This is a genomic window from Amycolatopsis kentuckyensis, assembly GCF_041679295.1.
In the GTDB taxonomy this organism is placed as follows: domain Bacteria; phylum Actinomycetota; class Actinomycetes; order Mycobacteriales; family Pseudonocardiaceae; genus Amycolatopsis; species Amycolatopsis kentuckyensis_A.
Map to the genome: position 1 here is coordinate 126,240 of NZ_JBGDMD010000003.1, position 19,866 is coordinate 146,105.

14 protein-coding genes and 1 pseudogene are annotated in these 19,866 nt (G+C 70.6%); 13 read left to right on the top strand and 2 right to left on the bottom strand.

Features of this window, described 5'->3' with window-relative positions; all coding sequences use genetic code 11:
• Window positions 1-200: 200 nt before the first annotated feature.
• A complete protein-coding gene (locus ACERZO_RS12325; RefSeq protein ID WP_372664732.1) occupies window positions 201-326 on the top strand; it encodes a hypothetical protein in 126 nt (41 codons plus the stop codon).
• A 1-nt stretch (window position 327) separates the two neighbouring features.
• Here ACERZO_RS12325 and ACERZO_RS12330 read toward each other — a convergent pair whose 3' ends face one another.
• Together ACERZO_RS12330 and ACERZO_RS12335 are read right to left on the bottom strand one after the other, a co-directional pair.
• Window positions 328-1,779: a cellulose binding domain-containing protein gene (locus tag ACERZO_RS12330; RefSeq protein WP_372664733.1), complete on the bottom strand. Its 1,452-nt coding sequence runs from the start codon at window positions 1,777-1,779 to the stop codon at window positions 328-330.
• Window positions 1,780-1,898: 119 nt separating this feature from the next.
• On the bottom strand, window positions 1,899-3,938 hold the full coding sequence (locus ACERZO_RS12335) for a phosphocholine-specific phospholipase C (protein WP_372664734.1): 2,040 nt from the start codon (window positions 3,936-3,938) through the stop codon (window positions 1,899-1,901).
• A 232-nt stretch (window positions 3,939-4,170) separates the two neighbouring features.
• Between ACERZO_RS12335 and ACERZO_RS12340 the strand changes: the two genes are divergently transcribed.
• From ACERZO_RS12340 to ACERZO_RS12395, 12 genes and pseudogenes are all read left to right on the top strand, one after another.
• Window positions 4,171-4,425: a hypothetical protein gene (locus ACERZO_RS12340; RefSeq protein ID WP_372664735.1), complete on the top strand. Its 255-nt coding sequence runs from the start codon at window positions 4,171-4,173 to the stop codon at window positions 4,423-4,425.
• Between the two features lie 170 nt (window positions 4,426-4,595).
• Window positions 4,596-5,435, top strand: a pseudogene (locus tag ACERZO_RS12345) (glycoside hydrolase family 16 protein); the annotation flags it as partial.
• Between the two features lie 194 nt (window positions 5,436-5,629).
• Window positions 5,630-6,550 (top strand): D-alanyl-D-alanine carboxypeptidase family protein, encoded by a 921-nt coding sequence (locus ACERZO_RS12350; protein ID WP_372664736.1) that lies wholly within the window; start codon window positions 5,630-5,632, stop codon window positions 6,548-6,550.
• Window positions 6,547-7,497: an endonuclease/exonuclease/phosphatase family protein gene (locus ACERZO_RS12355; RefSeq protein ID WP_372664737.1), complete on the top strand. Its 951-nt coding sequence runs from the start codon at window positions 6,547-6,549 to the stop codon at window positions 7,495-7,497. The genes ACERZO_RS12350 and ACERZO_RS12355 overlap by 4 nt, the downstream gene beginning before the upstream one ends.
• Window positions 7,498-8,083: 586 nt before the next feature.
• Entirely contained in the window at window positions 8,084-9,133 is a 1,050-nt protein-coding gene (locus ACERZO_RS12360) for a LacI family DNA-binding transcriptional regulator (RefSeq protein WP_372664738.1), read from the top strand.
• Window positions 9,134-9,189: 56 nt separating this feature from the next.
• A complete protein-coding gene (locus ACERZO_RS12365; protein WP_372664739.1) occupies window positions 9,190-10,191 on the top strand; it encodes an ABC transporter substrate-binding protein in 1,002 nt (333 codons plus the stop codon).
• Window positions 10,192-10,221: 30 nt separating this feature from the next.
• Window positions 10,222-11,715: a sugar ABC transporter ATP-binding protein gene (locus ACERZO_RS12370; protein ID WP_372665564.1), complete on the top strand. Its 1,494-nt coding sequence runs from the start codon at window positions 10,222-10,224 to the stop codon at window positions 11,713-11,715.
• On the top strand, window positions 11,712-12,746 hold the full coding sequence (locus ACERZO_RS12375) for an ABC transporter permease (RefSeq protein WP_372664740.1): 1,035 nt from the start codon (window positions 11,712-11,714) through the stop codon (window positions 12,744-12,746). Before ACERZO_RS12370 ends, ACERZO_RS12375 begins: the two co-directional genes overlap by 4 nt.
• Window positions 12,743-13,729 carry a galactofuranose ABC transporter, permease protein YjfF gene (yjfF, locus tag ACERZO_RS12380; protein WP_372664741.1) on the top strand — a complete coding sequence of 329 codons (987 nt, stop codon included), beginning with the start codon at window positions 12,743-12,745 and terminating at the stop codon, window positions 13,727-13,729. The genes ACERZO_RS12375 and yjfF overlap by 4 nt, the downstream gene beginning before the upstream one ends.
• Window positions 13,726-17,526: a LamG-like jellyroll fold domain-containing protein gene (locus ACERZO_RS12385; protein ID WP_372664742.1), complete on the top strand. Its 3,801-nt coding sequence runs from the start codon at window positions 13,726-13,728 to the stop codon at window positions 17,524-17,526. The genes yjfF and ACERZO_RS12385 overlap by 4 nt, the downstream gene beginning before the upstream one ends.
• A 23-nt stretch (window positions 17,527-17,549) precedes the next feature.
• Window positions 17,550-19,178, top strand: a complete 1,629-nt coding sequence (gene araB, locus ACERZO_RS12390; protein WP_372664743.1) for a ribulokinase — start codon at window positions 17,550-17,552, stop codon at window positions 19,176-19,178.
• Entirely contained in the window at window positions 19,178-19,855 is a 678-nt protein-coding gene (locus tag ACERZO_RS12395; RefSeq protein WP_372664744.1) for an L-ribulose-5-phosphate 4-epimerase, read from the top strand. The genes araB and ACERZO_RS12395 overlap by 1 nt, the downstream gene beginning before the upstream one ends.
• Window positions 19,856-19,866 lie beyond the last annotated feature (11 nt).

Here is a 19,866-nt window from a genome sequence, read left to right on the forward strand (position 1 = left end):
CGTTACCGGTATTCCGTGAAGGCAAGGGGTGAGGCCCGGGGGCACCGCCGTACCGACACCCTGTACAACGCTTCGGCGGGTGTGGTGTTCCGCGGCCGGGAGTGACGTGCGTCGCCGCCGTCCGGGGTACCCCGCGCAGGGGTCGCCCGGACGGGCGCGCCGGCTGTCGCACCCGGCGCGCGTGGGTCATGATCGACTTCATGGACCACCTCGAGACGCCCGCGAAACCCGCCCGCGGCCTGCGCCGGGTACTGCTCGCCGCGGCGGCGGGCGCGCTGCTCGCCGCCGCGGCCTGGGTGGCTCTCTGGCTCGCCGTGCACCTGTGAGCTACGGCGTGACCGGGATGTTCGTCAGGCCCGACTTGGCGTTCGTCACCGTGTTGGACGCGTACACCACGTTCGGGTTCGCCGCGCACTTCGAAACCGAGCTGATCCTGATCGCGTAGGCGCCGACGCCGCCGAGGTCGGACTTGTTGTTCCGCCACACGTTCCCGCAACCGTTGTCGAACGACGGGGACGTGCTCGTGTTGTGGTTCTCGTACCCGTTGGCGAACGTGCCCGGCGATGCGAACGTGCCGGTGTTGTCCTCGATCGTGTAGCCGATGCCCTTGACGTCGATCCAGGAGTCGGCCGAGTTCTCGCCCGAGATGCCGCGGCCGTCGAAGGTGTTGCCGCGGATCACCCCGTCGAACGTGCCTTCCTTGACGTCGATGGGTTCCGCCGCGATGAACGGGCCGATGTGGTTGTCCAGCACCTGGATCCGGTCCCCGCGGTCGACGCCGCCGGAGTTGCCGTGGCACGCCCAGTTCGAGTTGGCCGAACCGAGGTAGACGCCTTCGCCGTAGCCCGGCTGCACGAGCCCGGTGTAGGTGATCGTCGAGTTCTTGAGGACGCTGTCGGCCGAGGAGCGGCGGAAGTGGATCGCCTCCTCGTCGATGTGGTGGACGGTCACGCCGTCGATCGTCGTGTGCGGCGAGTCGTCGGCGACGATGCCCTTCTTCGACTCCTGCACGGTGAAGCCGACGAGGTTCCAATACGGCGCGCCGGAGAGCCAGAGGCCGTAGCCGGAATCCCAGCCCGCGGTCGGCGTGGGGCAGTCCGGCGCGTCGCCGCTCGGGCCGTCGTTGATCAGGACCGCGTTCGCCGGACCCGACAGCGTGATCGGCTTCGCCGCGGTGCCGGCTTTCGTCGTGACGAACGAGCCGCGGTAGGTCCCGGCCGCGAGCTTGATCGCCTGGCCGGGTGCCGCGTTCGCCAGTGCGGACTGCAGCTGGGCGGCGGTGGCGACGTTCACGGTGTCGCCGGCGGGCGGGGGAGTCGTGGTGGTCGTGGGTACCGGGGTGGTGGTCGTCGTCGCCGGGGTCGTGGTGACCTGGCCGCCCGCGCACGGGAGGCCGTTGACCGTGCAGCCCGTAGGCAGCCCGGAGCCGGCGACGTTGAAGCCGAAGTTCGCGGTGGCGCCGGGCTGGACCGTGCCGTTGAAGCCGGCGTTGGTGAACTTGTAGTGCTGCCCGGTCCGGGTCTGCACCGAGCTCCACGAGCTGCTCACCGCCGTGCCGGTGGGCAGGTCAAATTCGACGGTCCAGCCGGTGGCGGGCGCGTCGCCGCGGTTGGCGATCGTGTAGCCGGCGCCGTAGCCGCCGGTCCAGACCGACGTCCGCGCGAAGGTGGCGGAGAGGTTCGCCGCGGCGGCTTGCGCGGTGACGCCGCCGGTCAGGGCGACGGCGACCGCGGCGACGGCGGTACCGAGCAGAACGGCATGACGGGTTCGTGGGGACACCGATGGCCTCCGGAAAAGGGAACAGCGGAGGTGTGCGGCGGACACCCGGACTTTCCCTTTATAGGTCACGGATGTGACGTGCGTCAATGAGCTGAACGTCCGTCATGGATGTGAACGCATTAGCCGGTGACGCTCGGCGCGCCCGTCTCGAGGTGCCCGCTGAAGCGGCGGAGGAACTTCGGGTCGGCGTCGAGCGTCGCGGACAGGTCGTACCAGCCGTTCCCGTACGCGACCGGGTTCCAGTCGTCGGTCACGGTCTGGCCCGCGGCCAGCGAGTACGTCCACGGGCCGTCGGTGCGGTAGTGGTTCGCGGTGATCGTGACGCGCACGGCGGTCGTGCCGCTGTTGCGCATGGTCAGCCGCAGCTTGTTCTCGGTCGTGTAATTCCCCAGGACGTCGACAGCCGCGCCCGCGCTGTTCGCGTCCCCGGCGAGGACCCAGCGGAACCGGTTGGGCCCGTGCACCGCCACGCCGTACTTGCCGCCGCCGTAGAGCTGGATCCGCCAGGTGTCGCTCACCTGCGCGCCCGGGGCCAGGTCGTAGGGCCACGGGCCGTCGGTCTGGCCGTCGTTGCGGTAGGCCATCAGCTGCACGGCCGCGGTGCCCTGGTTGGCGAAGGTCGTGGTGAGGATCTTGCGGTCGGCGCTCAGGGACGTCGTGACCAGCGGCCGGTACGGCAGGGCGCGAGCCGGGCGGGTGCCGGCTTCCTGCACCGGGACCTGCTGCTTCCCGGTCGCGGGCGGCGCCGGCTTCGGCAGCTTCTTCTGGGTGTCGTCGGCCTGCTTGCGCAGCGCTGCGGTGTCCGGCAGCAGCGGGATCTGCACGTTCGGGCCGCCGAAGTCGAAGCACGTCATGAGGTCGCCGCAGAGCGCCCGCCGCCACGCGCTGATGTTCGGCTCGGCGACACCGGTCCAGCGCTCGAGGAACCGGAGCACCGACGTGTGGTCGGTGACCTCGGAGCTGACCCAGCCGCCGCGGCTCCACGGCGAGATCACGGTCATCGGCACGCGCGCGCCGAGCCCGATCGGCTTGCCGCCGACGTATTCGCCCGCGGTGCCGGCCGGCGCGATCGGCGGGGCGACGTGGTCGAAGAAACCGTCGTTCTCGTCGTAGTTGATGAGGACCACCGTGGACTCCCACAGCTTCGGGTTGGCCCACAACGCGTTCAGCACGGTCTGGGTGTAGGCGGCGCCGTCGACCGGGCGGGCTTCGGGGTGCTCGCAGTAACCGTAGGGCGCGACGACCCACGAGACGCGGGGGAGTGCGCCGCTCGCGCAGTCGGCCTTGAACTCGGCCAGGACGTGGTCGACGTCCCTGCCCTGTCCCGAATCGGGTCCCCAGGTCTTGAACACGCTGGCCCGCTTGGACAGTTCCGAGTTGTAGTCCTGGTGGTAGGCCTTGAACAGCCACAGCGGGTTGTCGCCGTAGTCGCCGACGAACGAGCCGCTCGCGTCGCCGACCTCCTTGTTGGCGTACACCTTCCACGAAACGCCGTGCTGCTGCAGGCGTTCGGGGTAGGTCGTCCAGCTGAAGACCGGCTGGTAGTCGGCGGGGTTGTAGTTCGCCGGACCACCGGCTTTGCCGTCGGCGTCGATCGTGCCGGTGAACAGGTAGAGCCGGTTGGGCGTGGTCGGGCCCTGGACCGAGCAGAAGTAGTGGTCGCACACCGTGAAGGCGTCCGCCAGCGCCCGGTGGAACGGGATGTCACCGGAGCCGAAGTAGCCCATGGTCATTTCCCCCTTGGCGGGGATCCACGCGTTGTTCGCCCCGCCGGCGATCGCCTGGTGCTGGTCGGCCCAGCCGTGGCCGAGGTCGCCGAGGTCCTGACCGTCCACTTTGGTCGTGTCCACCCGGAACGGCAGCAGGTACTTTCCGTCGCTGCGCCCGGAATCGGGCTGGTAGAAGACGTTCTGGCCGTTCGGCTGGACGATCGCCGAGCGGTCGCCGTAGCCGCGGACGCCCTTCATCGTGCCGTAGTAGTGGTCGAAGGATCGGTTCTCCTGCATGAGGACCACGACGTGCTCGACGTCCGACAGGCTGCCGGAGACACGCGGTTCGGCGAGGGCTTCGGCCATACCTGGCGGCAGGGCGCCGAGGGCGCCGGCGGCGGCGACCCCGCCGAGGAAGCTGCGTCGGGTGAGCTCGTGCGGGTCGGCCATCACGGGAGCCTCCAGGGGACCTCGGCAGGGCAGCGCCAGCGTAGGGACCCGAAGCCGCGCGGTGACACCGACGAAGGTACGTAATCACCCAGCGTGAAGTTCACGAGCTGTTCGGTTCGCGGACCGCCGGCGTGACACTTTCCGGTGACCCGGAGCTGAACGCGGTCCGGACGGGGAATCTTGATCAGCACAAACCCCTGACACGCAGGGGAGATTGCGGAAGGAGAGCACGATGAAGACCCGAATCGCTTCCTGGGCGACGGCCGCGGCGCTCACGGTTTCCGCGGTGGCCGCCACGGCGGCTCCGGCGTCGGCCGACCCGGTCCCGGGCAGCTCGACCCAGTTCTACGCCTACTGCTCGGTCGACCTGCTCGGCGTGCCGGTCGCCTGCACGCAGTCCGACGAGGCGCACGCGTCGCACATCTGCCAGTACGTCCTCACCGGCGTCGGGCTCGGCCTCGACTGCATCCAGCGCCCCGCCGCGTGAGGTGCCCGAAAGTACCCGATGGTCCGGACCATCGGGTACTCGTCGGAAAATGTCCGACCGGATAGCCTTGTTCTTCGCCACCGGCCCGTTCATACTTTGTTGCGTTCGACAACAAATAGGGTGCCGGTGAGCCGCCAGCCGTCGCCCGCGGAACGGAAGGGGCGACGACGATGTCGACCAGGAACTCCGCCCGATGGCGGCGGACCGCCCGCCTGCTGGCGGTGCCCGCGGCCCTGCTCGTGACCGGTGCCGTGGTGACCGCACCGCAGAGCCAGGCCGAGCCGGCCCGGACCTTCGCGAGCTTCAGCGACGACTTCGACGGCCCGGCGGGCAGCGGGGTCGACGGCTCGAAGTGGGTCCACGAAACCGGCGACAACGTGAACAACCACGAGCGCCAGTGGTACACCGACGGCACCGCCAACGCGGCGCTCGACGGCCAGGGCCACCTCGTGATCACCGCGAAGAAGGAGAACAGCGGGAACAACTGCTGGTACGGCGCCTGCGAGTACACGTCGGCGCGGCTCAACACCTCCGGCAAGTTCACCGCGTCGTCCGGGCACGTCGAAGCCCGGATGAAGCTGCCGCGCGGGCAGGGCATGTGGCCCGCGTTCTGGATGCTCGGCTCCGACATCGGCAGCGTCGGCTGGCCGCAGTGCGGCGAGATCGACGTCATGGAGAACGTCGGGTTCGAGCCGAACACCGTGCACGGCACCATCCACGGCCCGGGCTACTCGGGCTCGGGCGGCATCGGCGCGGCCTACAACGGCCCGAACTTCTCCGACGACTTCCACACCTACGCGGTCGACTGGTCCACCGACCGCATCGTGTGGTCGGTGGACGGCAACGCCTACCAGACCCGCACGCCGGCCGACGTCGGCGGCAACCAGTGGGTGTTCAACCACGACTTCTTCGTGATCCTGAACCTGGCGGTCGGCGGCTACTGGCCCGGCGACCCCGACGGCAGCACCCAGTTCCCGCAGCAGCTCGTGGTCGACTACGTCCACGTGAGCTGAGCGGCCGGGACAGCGGGACCGGCTTTCCTCCGTGCGCGGCGGAGGGGAGCCGGTCCCGCGCCACGTCTTCTGGTACAGAACCGGGACACTTCTGGTTCAGACCTGTCGAACAACCCCGACGGCCCGGCGATCTTCCCCGGACACAGTGACGGTGCGCGCTCACGAAGCGCCCCGGCACCCGGAGGAGAACCATGGCCCGTACCCGCATCCCGCCCGTCGCCGGCGGGCTGTCCGCCGCCGTCGCGGTGGCGCTCGCCGCGGCCTGCTGGGTCCTGTTCCCGCCCTCGGTGGACGGCCGCGCGAGTGCCGCCCGGCCCGCCGTCGACCTGCCGCTGCCGTGGCCGGCCGACGGGCAGGCGAGTGCCGAGGTGCAGGGCCTCGGCTCGCTCGGCAGCCGCGGGGAGCAGCGGCCGGTGCCGATCGCCAGCGTCACCAAGGTGATGACCGCGTACGTGGTGCTGAAGGACCACCCGCTCGCCCCGGGCGAGGCGGGCCCGATGATCACCGTCGACGAGCAGGCCGACGCCGAATCGACGTCCCGCGAGGAGTCGACCGTGTCCTTGCGGGCGGGTCGGCAGGTCAGTGAGCGGGACCTGCTGGCGCTGATGCTGGTGCCGTCCGGCAACAACGCCGCCCGGTTGCTTGCGCGCTGGGACGCGGGCGGGCAAGAGGAGTTCGTCGGGAAGATGAACCGCGAGGCGGCCGCGCTCGGCATGACCGACACGACCTACACCGGCGCCAGCGGCGTCGAAGACTCGACGACGAGCACCGCCACCGACCAGCTGCGTCTGGCTCGCGAGGTGATGCGCAACGCGGTGATCCGCGAGATCGTCGCCACGACGAGCCTGCGCGTCGACGGCGTGCCCGGTGTGGTCAACACGAACACCCTCCTCGGCCGGGACGGCGTGATCGGGCTGAAGACCGGTTCGTCGACCGCGGCCGGCGGGGCGCTGATGTGGGCGGCGAAGGGGCCCGGCGGCGCGCTCATCCTCGGCGTCGTGCTGCACCAGAGCCCGGGCGGGAGCCCGGCGCAGGGGCTGCGGGCCGCGCTGGAGAACAGCCGGACGCTCATCGCGGCGATCCAGCGGGAACTGCCGGCGGCCACTCGATGACGGCGGTGCTCGAAACGGCGCCGGACCGCGGAACCTGGCGCCGCGGCCGGGTGATCGCGGTGTTTTCCGCACTAGCGGCGCTGCTGCTGCTCGCGCATTCGCTGGTGCCCAACTGGGTGGGCAACGCGGGCAGTCTGCTCGAGACGTTCCTGCCGTGGACCGGCCTGCTCGTGCTCCCGCTGCTCGTGGCGGCACTGCTGCGGCGTTCGGCGCTCGCGCTGGTGTCGCTGCTGCTGCCGGCGCTGGTGTGGGGTGGCTTCTTCGGCGGCCGGCTGTTCGACAAGACCGAGGCCGGCGGCGACCTCACGATCGTTTCGCACAACGTCAACGACGAGAACCCGGACCCGGCGGGCACGGCGCGAGCGCTGGCCGCTTCCGGGGCGCAGGTGATCGCGTTGGAGGAGCTGAAGAAGTCCGAGATCCCGAAGTACGAAGACGCGCTCGCGGCGGGCTACCCGCACCACTCGGTGCAGGGCACGGTCGGGATCTGGAGCACCTACCCGCTGGGCGACACGCAACCGGTCGCGATCATGCCGTGGACGCGGGCGCTGCGGACCACAGTGGACACTCCGAAGGGCCCGGTGGCGGTGTTCGTCGCACACCTGCCTTCGGTGCGGGTCCGCTTGGAGGCGGGCTTCACGGCGAACGGCCGCGACGAAGCGATCGGCCTGCTCGCCGACGCATTGGCGGGAGAGCCGTCCGCGCGCAAGGTACTGGTCGGCGACTTCAACGGCACGGCCGACGACCGGGCCCTGGCCCCGATCACGGCGCGGATGACGTCCGCGCAGGAGGAAGCGGGGGACGGCTTCGGGTTCAGCTGGCCGGCCGGGCTCCCGCTGGCGCGGATCGACCAGGTCTTCGTGGTGGGGCTGCGGCCGGTGGCGTCGTGGACGTTGCCCGGGACGGGCAGCGACCACCTTCCGGTGGCGGCTTCGGTCGCCTTCTGACCGCAGACGTCATGAACGACTCGTTCATGACCACCGAAGCTCGGCATTCTGCTGAAGCGCCTCTTCGGTCCAGCGTTCCGCGGGCGGTGGTGTCGGGCTGGAACAGCTGTTCTGCCAAAGCCCTTCCGGCACCCCGAAGCTGTCATTGTGACTACGGCCGGCAACACCGCGTCAAGGCGGGAAAGATGCCTTGACCCGGTGCTGCCGGCCGTGTTTTGGCTTCGGATCGGGGTGCGGGGGAGTCTGGGTTCTCGTCGGTGTCTGTTCTCGGGGGCCTCTCGCCTTTGGCGCAGTCGTTCAGGTGGCGGTTGGCATGAACGAGTCGTTCATCTCGCCGGACGCGGTGGAAGAGTCGTTCACGGCGTCCGGGTGCGGGCCGAACATGCCCCCTGAACACCGCCGCGCCGTCCAACCGGTGAATTCCCCACGGCGTCCTCCGCTGGTCGGCGACGTTGCCGGCCGGTGAACGCACGTGACTAGACCGTTACGCGACCCAGGCTTGACCCCGCAGGTGTTATCGCTAACACTGACTCCTCGCCGCCACCCGAACGGGTGACGGAGACCACGACGAGGTGTGCGAAAGGGGATGCCGGTGGCCGAACGACCCCGCTCCGGCGGCCCCGTCCGGGTGACCGCGGCCGGTACGCGGCAGCCCAGCCTGACCGACGTCGCCGGCGTGGCCGGCGTGTCGCACATGACCGTCTCCCGGGTCATCAACGGGACCGGTCCCGTGCGGCCCGAGACCCGCGCCCGGGTGCTCGCCGCCATCGAGGAACTGGGCTACCGCCCGAACTCCGCGGCCCGCGCGCTCGTCACCGGGCGCACCGGGACCCTCGGCGTCGTCGCGCTCGAGTCCAATCTGTACGGTCCGGCCAGCACGCTCTACGGCATCGAGAACGCCGCCCGCGAAGCCGGGTACGCCATCACGATCTCCAGTGTGAGCCGCCCGGGCCGGTCGTCGATCGCCGACGCGGTGGAGAACCTCCGCCGCCAAGCCGTCGAAGGCATCATCGTCATCGCCCCGCACGTCACCGCCGGCCGGGCACTGGAAGCCGCGCCCGCGGACTTCCCGGTCGTCGCGGTCGGCGGCGGGGAGACGGCACCGGTTCCGGTCATCTCCGTCGACCAGCGCGACGGCGCCCGCCGGGCCACCGAACACCTGCTGGCCCTCGGGCACCGGACCGTCTGGCACGTCGCCGGGCCCGAGGACTGGCTGGAAGCCCGCGACCGCGAGGCCGGCTGGCGGGAAACCCTGGAACGCCACGGCGCGAACGTGCCGCAGGTCATCCAGGGCGACTGGAGCTCGCGCTCCGGCTACGAGGCGGGGCGATCCCTCGCCAAGGAACGCGACCTGGACGCCGTCTTCGCCGGCAACGACCAGATGGCGCTCGGCCTGCTGCGCGCCTTCGCCGAAGCCGGCATCTCGGTGCCGCGGGACGTGCGCGTCGCGGGCTTCGACGACGTGCCCGAGGCGGCGTACTTCACGCCGCCGCTCACCACGGTGCGCCAGGACTTCATCGAGGTCGGCCGGCGCACGTTCGGCCTGCTCACCCAGCGGATGGACGGGGGCGACCGGCACGCGCGCGCCCTGGTCGTGCCCGAGTTGATCGTCCGCGAAAGCACCGGGCCGCGTTAGCTTCGTACGCGCGCCCCACCGAAGAAGACCAGCTCCGAATGTTAACGCTAACAGAAATGATCACCGTCGATCGAGGAGTGAACGTGCTGAAGAAGCGATGGGCCGCCGCGGCGGCCGCGGCGGCCGGACTCGTGCTGCTCACCGCCTGCGGGAGTGGGGGCTCCTCCGGTGGCTCCGGCGGGGCGATCACGCTCGGCTTCGCCCAGGTGGGCGCCGAGAGCGGGTGGCGGACGGCGAACACCAAGTCGATCCAGGACTCGGCCAAGTCCGCCGGCATCGAGCTCAAGTTCTCCGACGCGCAGCAGAAGCAGGAGAACCAGATCTCGGCGATCCGCTCCTACATCCAGCAGAAGGTGAAGGTCATCGCCTTCTCGCCGGTCGTGGAGTCCGGCTGGGACACCGTCCTCAAGGAGGCCAAGACGGCCAACATCCCGGTCATCCTCACCGACCGGGCGATCGACTCGCCGGACAAGTCCCTCTACAAGACCTTCCTCGGCTCGGACTTCATCGCCGAGGGCAAGAAGGCGGGGGAGTGGCTGACCAAGGAGTTCGGCAGCGCCACCGGCCAGGTCAACATCGTCGAGCTGCAAGGCACCACGGGTTCGGCCCCGGCCAACGACCGCAAGAAGGGCTTCGCGGACGTCATCGCGGCGGACCCGAAGTACAAGATCGTCGCGTCGCAGACCGGTGAGTTCACCCGCGCCAAGGGCAAGGAGGTCATGGAGGCCTTCCTGAAGTCCCAGCCCAAGATCGACGTCCTCTACGCCCACAACGACGACATGGCTCTCGGCGCCATCGAGGCGATCGAAGCCGCGGGCAAGGTCCCGGGCAAGGACATCAAGATCGTCTCGGTCGACGGCGTGAAGGACGCGCTGCAGGCACTGGCCGACGGCAAGATCAACCACGTCGTCGAGTGCAACCCGCTGCTCGGCCCGCAGCTGATGGACCTGGTCAAGAAGGTCGCCGCCGGCGAGCAGGTGCCCGCCCGCATCGAGACCCAGGAAACCGAGTTCGACCAGGCGTCCGCCAAGGCCGCCCTGCCGCAGCGGCAGTACTGAGAGGTCCCCGTGTCCACCGAAATCCTGACCATGACCGGGATCCGCAAGGAGTTCCCCGGCGTCCTCGCCCTCGACGGCGTCGACTTCCGCCTGTTCCCCGGCGAAGTCCACGCGCTGATGGGGGAGAACGGCGCCGGCAAGTCCACCCTGATCAAGGTGCTCACCGGGGTGTACGGCGTGGACGCGGGCACGATCACCCTCGCCGGGACCGCCGTCGCCTTCGGCGGCCCCGGCGAGGCCCAGCAGGCCGGCATCAGCACGGTCTACCAGGAGGTCAACCTCTGCCCGAACCTGTCCGTGGCGGAGAACGTCTGCCTCGGCCGGGAACCCCGCCGCTTCGGCCGCATCCAGTGGGGCCCGATGCGGCGGCGGGCCGAGGAGCTCCTCGCCCGGCTGGACGTCCACGTGGACGTCTCGGCCGAGCTGAGCACCTGCTCCATCGCGGTGCAGCAGCTGGTCGCGATCGCCCGCGCGCTCGACGTCGACGCGCGGGTCCTCGTCCTCGACGAGCCGACGTCCAGTTTGGACACCGGGGAGGTCGAGCAGCTGCTGAAGGTCGTCCGGTCGCTGCGCGAGCAGGGGCTGGCGATCCTGTTCGTCTCCCACTTCATCGACCAGGTCTTCGCCGTCGCCGACCGGATGACCGTGCTGCGCAACGGAAAGCTGATCGGCGAATACCGCACCGCGGACATCACCCCCGTCGAGCTGGTCACCAAGATGATCGGCAAGGAGCTGCAGGTCCTCGAGGATCTGGAGGACTCCGGCCCGACCCGGGCCGAGGTCGCGGACGCGCCGGTGCTCCTGTCCGCGGAAGACCTCGGCCGCAAGGGCGGTGTCGAACCCTTCAGCCTCGACGTCCACGCCGGCGAGGTCGTCGGCCTCGCCGGCCTGCTCGGCTCCGGGCGCACCGAACTGGCCCGGCTGCTCTTCGGTGCCGACCACGCCGACAGCGGATCCGTGCAGGTCGACGGCCAGACCACGAACCTGCGGACCCCGCGCGCCGGGCTCGACCACCGGATCGCCTTCTGTTCGGAGAACCGCAAGACCGAGGGCCTGGTGGAGGAACTGACCGTCCGGGAGAACATCGTCCTGGCGCTGCAGGCTTCCCGCGGCTGGGCGCGGCCGTTGTCGCGCCGCCGCCAGGACGAGCTCGCGGAGAAGTACATCAAGGCGCTCGACATCCGCCCCGCCGACCCGGAAGCCCAGGTGGGCAACCTCTCCGGCGGCAACCAGCAGAAGGTCCTGCTGGCCCGCTGGCTCATCACCGAACCCCGCCTGCTGATCCTCGACGAGCCGACCCGCGGCATCGACATCGGTGCCAAGACGGAGATCCAGCGGCTCGTCACGCAGCTGTCCGCCGAGGGGATGGCCGTGCTGTTCATCTCCGCCGAGCTCGACGAGGTGCTGCGGCTGAGCCACCGCGTCGTCGTGCTGCGCGACCGGAAAGTCGTGGCGCAGCGCGACAATCAGGGCCTCACCGCGGACGAGATCATGGCCACGATGGCCGAGGGAGCCGTCTCATGACCAAGCACCGGTTGTTCTGGCCCGTGGTGGCGCTGCTCGCGCTGCTGGCAGGCGACCTGATCGCGAGCCCGGCGTTCTTCAAGATCGAGCTGCGCGACGGCCACCTGTACGGGAACCTCGTCGACATCCTCAAGAACGGCGCCCCGCTGATCCTCATCGCGATCGGCATGACGCTGGTGATCGCCACGCGCGGCATCGACCTGTCAGTGGGCGCGGTGGTCGCGATCAGCGGGTCGCTCGCGTGCCTGTGGATCGCCGACCACCCGGACGGCGTGGGCGCCACGCTCGTCGCCGTCGGGCTGGCGCTGGGCTTGTCCCTGGTGCTCGGCGTCTGGAACGGCTGGCTCGTCGCCGCACTGGGCATCCAGCCGATCATCGCGACGCTGATCCTCATGGTCGCCGGCCGCGGGATCGCGCAGCTGATCAGCGGCGGGCAGATCATCACGATCAACTCCGGTCCGTACGAATGGATCGGCAGCGGGTTCGTGCTGACCCTGCCGAGCGCGATCCTCATCGCCCTGCTCGTCTTCGTGCTCGCCTCGCTGCTGGTCCGCCGCTCCGCGCTCGGCATGCTCGTCGAGGCCGTCGGCGGCAACCCGGAGGCCAGCCGGCTGGCGGGCCTCCGGTCGGCCCGGCTGACCTGGCTCGTCTACGTCTTCTGCGCGCTGTGCGCGGGCATCGCCGGGCTGATGATCAGCGCGAACGTGCACAGCGCCGACGCCAACCACGCCGGGTTGTTCATCGAGCTCGACGCGATCCTCGCCGTCGTCGTCGGCGGCACCCAGCTGACCGGCGGCCGGTTCTCCCTCGGCGGCGCGGTGATCGGCGCGCTGCTCATCCAGACGCTGACCACCACCGTCTACGCCCTCGGCATCCCGCCCGAGGCGATCATGCTGTTCAAGGCCCTGGTCGTGCTCGCGGTCTGCCTGCTGCAGTCGCCCGCCTTCCGCCGCAAGCTCCGCCGCCGCAAGGCCCGCCCGGCCGCGCCGGCCCCCGCGTCCGCTCCGGAGAAGGTCGAGGTCACGGCATGACCACGCTGACCCGCGTCAAGGGCTACCGGCCGCAGCAGCGGCACGTCCCGATCCTGGCGACGATGGCGCTGCTCATCGCCGCGTACATCTTCGGCGCCGCCCAGTACGAGGCCTTCGGGTCGGGGCAGGTCGTGCTCGACCTGTTCATCAACAACGCCTTCCTGCTCGTGGTCGCGATCGGGATGACGTTCGTCATCCTCACCGGCGGCATCGACCTGTCGGTCGGCTCGGTCGTCGCACTGTCCACTGTGGTCTCCGGCGACCTGATGCAGAAGCACGGCTGGCCGGCGTACGCGGCGATCGCGGTGGTGCTGGTGGTCGGGGCGCTGCTCGGCGCCGGGATGGGCGCGCTCATCCACTTCTTCGAGATCCAGCCGTTCATCGCGACGCTGATCGGGATGTTCTTCGCCCGCGGGCTCTGCTACACGATCAGCACCGAGGCGTACTCGATCGACAACCCGACGATCGCCACGCTCGCCCAGACGCAGATCCCGCTGGGCGGCGAGCTGCACATCTCGATCAGCGTGGTCGTCGCGCTGGTCGTCGTCGCGGTCGCGGTGTACGTCCTGGCCTTCACGCGGTTCGGGCGCACGGTCTACTCGATCGGCGGCAACGCGCAGTCCGCGATGCTGATGGGCCTCAAGACCGGCCGCACGAAGATCGCGGTGTACACGATCAGCGGCTTCTGCTCGGCGCTGGGCGGGCTGCTCCTGGTGCTGTACAAGTCTTCCGGCGACCCGCTCAACGGCGTCGGCCTGGAGCTGACCGCGATCGCCGCGGTCGTCATCGGCGGCACCATCCTCACCGGCGGCTCCGGTTACGTGCTGGGCACCGTGCTCGGGATCATGGTGCTGGGCATCATCCAGACGCTGATCACCTTCGACGGCACCCTCAACTCCTGGTGGACCTCGATCATCACCGGGGCCCTCCTGTTCGTCTTCATCGTCCTGCAGCGCCTCGTCACCCGAGGGAACCGTCGATGATCCGGCGCATCCTGGCCGGGTTCGCGGCCCTGACCTTGTTCTCCGCCCTGCCCGCGACGGCCGGCGCGGCGGAACCCGCCTCGGCGCTCGCCGGGCAGTGGACGTTCGACGAGGGCAGCGGGACCACCGCCGCCGACAGCGCGGGGGACCACCCCGCGACGCTGAACGCGGGCGCGGGCTGGGGCCCGGGCATCCGCGGCGGCGCCCTGACCACCGACGGTGCCGGCGGCTTCGCCGACGCCGGCGCGCCCGTGCTCGACACCACCAAGAGCTTCTCCGTGAGCAGCTGGGTCAAGCTCGACAGGACGTCCGGCTACCAGACGTTCGTGAGCGTCGACGGGAACCAGGTCAGCAACTTCTTCCTGCAGTTCCGCGACGACTCGCGCCGGTTCGCCTTCACCCGCCTCGCCGGGGACGCCCCGGCCGACGGCGTCGTCGCGGGTGCGAACTTCGACCCGGTCGTCGGCCAGTGGTACCAGCTCACCGGCGTGTTCGACGCGGCGGCGTCAACGCTGTCGCTGTACGTCGACGGCACCCGGCAGGCCACCGTCGCCGCGCCCGCCGGCTGGGCCGGCACCGGCCACCTGGTGATCGGCCGCGGCAAGTACGGCGGCAACCCGGTGGACTACGTCGACGGCTCGATCGACGACGTCCGCGCCTACAGCGGTGCCCTGACCGCGGCCGACGCCGCCCGCCTTTCCATCGCCGGGTACTGGACCCTCGACGAAGGCACCGGTACCACCGCGGCCGACGACTCACTCGACGCGCGCACCGCCACCCTCACCGGCGGCACCACCTGGGGCGACGGGGTCGTCGGCCCGCACGGCGCCGTCTTCAACGGCACCGACGCCGCCATCGACGCCCCGGCCCCGGTCGTCGACACCGGGCAGAGCTTCACGGTGTCCGCGTGGCTCAAGCCGACCGCGGCCACCGGCTTCCGCACCGCCGTGAGCGTCGACGGCTCGACGATCAGCGGCTTCTACCTCCAGCGCGCGGCCGACGGCCGGTTCGCCTTCACCCGCCGCGCGGGCGACGGCGACACGGCGTCGTCCGCGGCGGTGTCCACGCTGCCCGCGCAGGCCGGCCAGTGGCAGCACGTCGCGGGCGTTTACAGTCGTAGTGCCGGCACGCTTTCCCTGTACGTGAACGGGACCCTGCAGCAGAGCGTCCCGTTCACGACGCCGTGGACCGCCGCCGGGCACCTGGAGATCGGCCGCGGCAAGTGGGCGGGCAACCCGGCCGACTGGTTCGCCGGCGGCATCGACGACGTCCGCGCGTACCCGACGCCGCTGGCCGCGTCCGCCGTCGCCGCGCTGGCCGCGAGCGGCTCGTGGCACTTCGACGAAGGCACCGGCACGGTCGCCCGAGACTCCTCCGCCAACGCGGCCGATGGGATTTTGAAGGGCGCGACCTGGACCGCGGGCGCGGCGGGCAAGGCCGTCCAGCTCGACGGCAAGTCCACTGTGGACCTGGGCACCTCGCCCGCGTTCGATACCGGCACCGGCTCGCTGTCGTTGGCCGCGTGGTTCCGCACCACCGCGGACGGCACCCTCGTGGACCACGGCGACGGGTACGCCCTCGGCGTGGCGGGAGGCAAGCTCACCGCCCGCGTCGGCACGATCCAGGTGACCACCACCGGTAGCGGTCTGGCCGACGGGAACTGGCACCACGCCGCCGTCGTCCTCGACCGCGCTTCCCAGCGGCTCACCGTCTACGCCGACGGCGACGCGGCCACGGTCACCAGCACCTGCGGCACACCGACCGGCACGACGCTGGACGTCTCGGCGTGCCCAGCGTCCGGCGCCGCCGCGGCACCCCTGACGGTCGGCGCCGGGTTCACCGGCACGATCGACGAACTGGAACTGCGCCGCTTCCCGCTCACCGCGGCCCAGATCGGCACCCTCGCCGGGGCCAACCAGCTGGCCGTGGACGCCAACGTCGTCCGCGCCAACACCCGCCCGACCACCTACGGCTCGATCCTCGAAGACATCAGCCACTCCGTCGAAGGCGGCCTCTACGCCGAACTCGTCCGCAACCGCACCTTCAAGGAGGCCTACCAGGGCGGCAGCGGCGCGGGCGACACCCCGGTCCCGTACTGGTCGCTGCTCGCCTCGACCGGCGCCACCGGCACCTACGCGATCGACACCGCGACCCCGCTGAACACGGCCCTCGACCGGTCGCTGAAGCTGCACGCCGACGCGGTCCCGGCCGGCGGACGCGTGGCCGCGGCCAACGTCGGCTACTACGGCGTCGCGGCGAAACCGGCCACCAAGTACACCGGCAGCTTCTTCGCGAAGGGCACCTGGACCGGCGCGGTCCGCGTCAGCCTGGAGAAGCCGGACGGCACGGTCCTGGCGAGCAAGGACGTCCAGCCCGTCGGCACGGAGTGGGCGCAGCAGACGTTCAGCTTCACCACGCCGTCGACGATCACGACGTCCACCGACAACCGGATCGTCGTGTCCCTGGTGAACAAGAGCAAGCAGGCCCTCGCCGGGGACGCCTGGTTCCAGCAGGTGTCGCTGTTCCCGCCCACCTTCAAGAACCACGGCGTCCGCCTCGACCTCGGGCAGAAGCTCGCGGCCATGAAACTCGGCCTGTTCCGCGTCCCCGGCGGTAACTACCTCGAGGGCAACACCCTCGACACGCGGTTCGCCTGGAAGAACACCATCGGCAAGCAGGAAGACCGGCCGGGCCACCAGAACACCGCGTGGGGCTACTGGTCCACCGACGGTTTCGGCATCCTCGACTACCTCAAGCTGGCCGAGGACATCGGCGCCCAGCCCCTTCTGGCCCTATTCGCCGGCTACACGCTCAACGGCCAGCACGTCGACCAGGTCGACTACCCGCAGTACGTCCAGGAAGCCCTCGACGAGATCGAGTACGCCATCGGCGACGCCTCCACGACGTGGGGCGCGAAGCGGGTCGCCGACGGGCACCCGGCCCCGTTCGACCTGCACTACGTCGAAGTCGGCAACGAGGACTGGTTCGACGGCTCGGGCAGCTACGCCTGGCGCTTCACCGACATGTCCGACGCCATCAAGGCGAAGTACCCGCAGCTGACGGTCATCGCCACGACCGGCGGCCTGCAGGGCGGGGCCGCGTCGAGCACGCCGACCGGGGTGCGCCCGGACGCCGCGGACGACCACTACTACCAGTCGCCGCAGTGGTTCACCGACAACTCGACCCGCTACGACACCGCGGACCGCAGTGGCCCGGAGATCCTCGTCGGCGAGTACGGCGCCCAGGACGGCCGGCCCACCGGCACCCTGGCCGCCGCGATCGGCGAAGCCGCGTTCCTCACCGGGCTCGAACGCAACAGCGACATCGTCATCGGCTCGATGTACGCGCCGGTGCTGGTGCAGGAGAACCAGTCGAACTGGCCGGTCAACCTGATCGGCTTCGACGCCGGGACGAGCTACGCCTCGCCGTCGTACTGGGTGCAGCAGATGTTCGCCAGCACCCTCGGCAAGCAGATCGTGACCAGCCGCCTCAACCAGGGCAGCCCCCTGCGGCAGGTGGTCAACGTGACCACCAAGAGCGGGAGGAAGACCTTCACGGTCAAGCTCGTCAACCCGACCGGCCAGGTGCAGACCGCGCGGCTGGCGCTCACCGGCGTCACCGCGGTCGACGGCACCGGGACGCTCACCACGCTCACCGGCGACCCGGCGGGGCGCAACAGCCTCGCCGCCCCGACCGCCATCGTGCCGCAGACCAGGGAGATCACCGGGCTGGCGGCGACGTCGAAGCTGACGCTGCCCGCCAACTCGGTGACCACGCTCGTGCTGACCGGCCGCTGAACAACACCAGGAGAGAGGACACCGTGGGACAACCACTAACCGTCGGCGTCGACTTCGGCACGCTGTCGGGCCGCGCCGTGGTCGTGCGCGTGGCCGACGGCGCCGAGCTGGGCAGCGCGGTCTTCGAATACCCGCACGGGGTGCTCGACGAGACGCTGCCCGCCACCGGCCGCGCGCTGCCGCCGGACTGGGCGCTGCAGGTGCCGTCGGACTACGTCGGGGTGCTCCGCCACGCCGTTCCCGCCGCACTCGCCGCGGCGGGGGCGGACCCGGCCGACGTCATCGGCGTCGCCACCGACTTCACCGCGTGCACCATGGTGCCGACGGCCGCGGACGGCACGCCGCTGTGCGAGCTGCCCGAGTTCGAAGGCAACCCGCACGCCTACGTCAAGCTGTGGAAGCACCACTCGGCCCAGCCGCAGGCGGACCGGATCAACGAGCTGGCCCGCACCCGCGGCGAGAAGTGGCTGCCGCGCTACGGCGGGCTGATCTCCTCGGAGTGGGAGTTCGCCAAGGGACTCCAGGTGTTCGAAGAGGCGCCCGAGGTCTACGCCGCGATGCGGCACTGGGTGGAGGCGGCCGACTGGATCGTCTGGCAGCTGACCGGGACGTACGTCCGCAACGCGTGCACCGCCGGGTACAAGGGCATCCTGCAGGACGGCCAGTACCCGAGCCGCGACTTCCTCCGCGAACTGGCGCCCGGCTTCGAGACCTTCGTGGCCGACAAGCTCGAACACCCCCTGGGTCAATTGGGTTCGCGCGCCGGCTCACTGAGCGCCGAAGCGGCCGAGTGGACCGGACTGCCCGAGGGCATCGCCGTGGCCGTTGGCAACGTTGACGCCCACGTCACCGCGCCCGCCGCGAACGCCGTCGAGCCCGGCCAGATGGTCGCCATCATGGGCACCTCGACGTGCCACGTGATGAACGGCGCCGAGCTGCGGGAAGTCCCCGGCATGTGCGGGGTCGTCGACGGCGGCATCGTCGCCGGGCTCTGGGGCTACGAGGCCGGCCAGAGCGGCGTCGGCGACATCTTCGGCTGGTTCACCGAGCACTTCGCCCCCGGCGGGCACGAGCAGCTCACCCGGCTGGCCGCGCGGCAGGAGATCGGCGAACACGGCCTGGTCGCTTTGGACTGGCACAGCGGCAACCGGTCGGTGCTCGTCGACCACGAGCTGTCCGGCGTCATCGTCGGCCAGACGCTGGCCACCCGCGCCGAGGACGTCTACCGCGCGCTGCTGGAAGCCACGGCGTTCGGCACCCGCAAGATCATCGAGACCTTCAACGAGGCCGGAGTCCCCGTCACCGAGCTGATCATCGCCGGCGGCCTGGTGAAGAACGCACTGCTCATGCAGATCTACGCCGACGTCACCAATCTGCCGCTGTCGGTCATCGGCTCCGAACAGGGACCCGCGCTCGGCTCGGCCATCCACGCGGCCGTCGCCGCCGGCGCCTACCCGGACATCCGCGCGGCCGCCGCGGCCATGGGCTCGGTCGACCGCGCGGTCCACCGGCCGGTGCCCGCGCACGTGGCGGCCTACGACGAGCTGTACGCCGAATACACCACCCTGCACGACTACTTCGGCCGTGGCGGCAACGATGTCATGCACCGCCTCGCCGCCCGCCGCCGCGCCGTCGCGAAAGGACGGTCCTGATGTCCCTGACCGACGAAGTCCTCGACACCGTCGCGGAACTGCGCGAGACCGTGGCGAACCTGCACGGCGAGCTGACCCGCAACGCCCTGGTCATCTGGACCGCGGGCAACGTCTCGGCGCGGGTGCCCGGCCGCGAGCTGATGGTCATCAAGCCCTCGGGCGTCTCCTACGACGACCTGTCCGCCGACACCATGGTCGTCACCGACCTGCACGGCGAACTCGTGCACGGCGAGCTGGCGCCGTCTTCCGACACCGCCGCGCACGCCTACGTCTACCGGCACCTGCCCGAGGTCGGCGGCGTCGTCCACACGCACTCGACGTACGCCACGGCGTGGGCCGCGCGCGGCGAGCCGATCCCGTGCGTGCTCACGATGATCGCCGACGAGTTCGGCGGGGAGATCCCGGTCGGGCCGTTCGCCCTGATCGGCGACGACTCGATCGGCAAGGGCATCGTCGAAACGCTGCGCTCGAGCCGGTCGCCGGCCGTGCTGATGCGCAACCACGGCCCGTTCACCGTCGGCCGCACCGCCCGCGACGCCGTCAAGGCCGCGGTGATGGTCGAGGACGTGGCCCGCACCGTGCACAAGGCCTTCGAGCTCGGTACGCCCGAACCGCTGCCGCCCGAGGACGTCGACCGGCTCTACGCCCGGTACCAGAACGTCTACGGCCAGCACTGATTCCAAGGAGA

Excerpts from the sequence above, each read along its gene's own strand:
- ACERZO_RS12325 (WP_372664732.1), top strand. The coding sequence starts at position 201 with ATGGACCACCTCGAGACGCCCGCGAAACCCGCCCGCGGCCTGCGCCGG.
- ACERZO_RS12335 (WP_372664734.1), bottom strand. The coding sequence starts at position 3,938 with ATGGCCGACCCGCACGAGCTCACCCGACGCAGCTTCCTCGGCGGGGTC.
- ACERZO_RS12340 (WP_372664735.1), top strand. The coding sequence starts at position 4,171 with ATGAAGACCCGAATCGCTTCCTGGGCGACGGCCGCGGCGCTCACGGTT.
- ACERZO_RS12350 (WP_372664736.1), top strand. The coding sequence starts at position 5,630 with ATGGCCCGTACCCGCATCCCGCCCGTCGCCGGCGGGCTGTCCGCCGCC.
- ACERZO_RS12355 (WP_372664737.1), top strand. The coding sequence starts at position 6,547 with ATGACGGCGGTGCTCGAAACGGCGCCGGACCGCGGAACCTGGCGCCGC.
- ACERZO_RS12360 (WP_372664738.1), top strand. The coding sequence starts at position 8,084 with ATGCCGGTGGCCGAACGACCCCGCTCCGGCGGCCCCGTCCGGGTGACC.
- ACERZO_RS12365 (WP_372664739.1), top strand. The coding sequence starts at position 9,190 with ATGATCACCGTCGATCGAGGAGTGAACGTGCTGAAGAAGCGATGGGCC.
- ACERZO_RS12370 (WP_372665564.1), top strand. The coding sequence starts at position 10,222 with ATGACCGGGATCCGCAAGGAGTTCCCCGGCGTCCTCGCCCTCGACGGC.
- ACERZO_RS12375 (WP_372664740.1), top strand. The coding sequence starts at position 11,712 with ATGACCAAGCACCGGTTGTTCTGGCCCGTGGTGGCGCTGCTCGCGCTG.
- yjfF (WP_372664741.1), top strand. The coding sequence starts at position 12,743 with ATGACCACGCTGACCCGCGTCAAGGGCTACCGGCCGCAGCAGCGGCAC.
- ACERZO_RS12385 (WP_372664742.1), top strand. The coding sequence starts at position 13,726 with ATGATCCGGCGCATCCTGGCCGGGTTCGCGGCCCTGACCTTGTTCTCC.
- ACERZO_RS12395 (WP_372664744.1), top strand. The coding sequence starts at position 19,178 with ATGTCCCTGACCGACGAAGTCCTCGACACCGTCGCGGAACTGCGCGAG.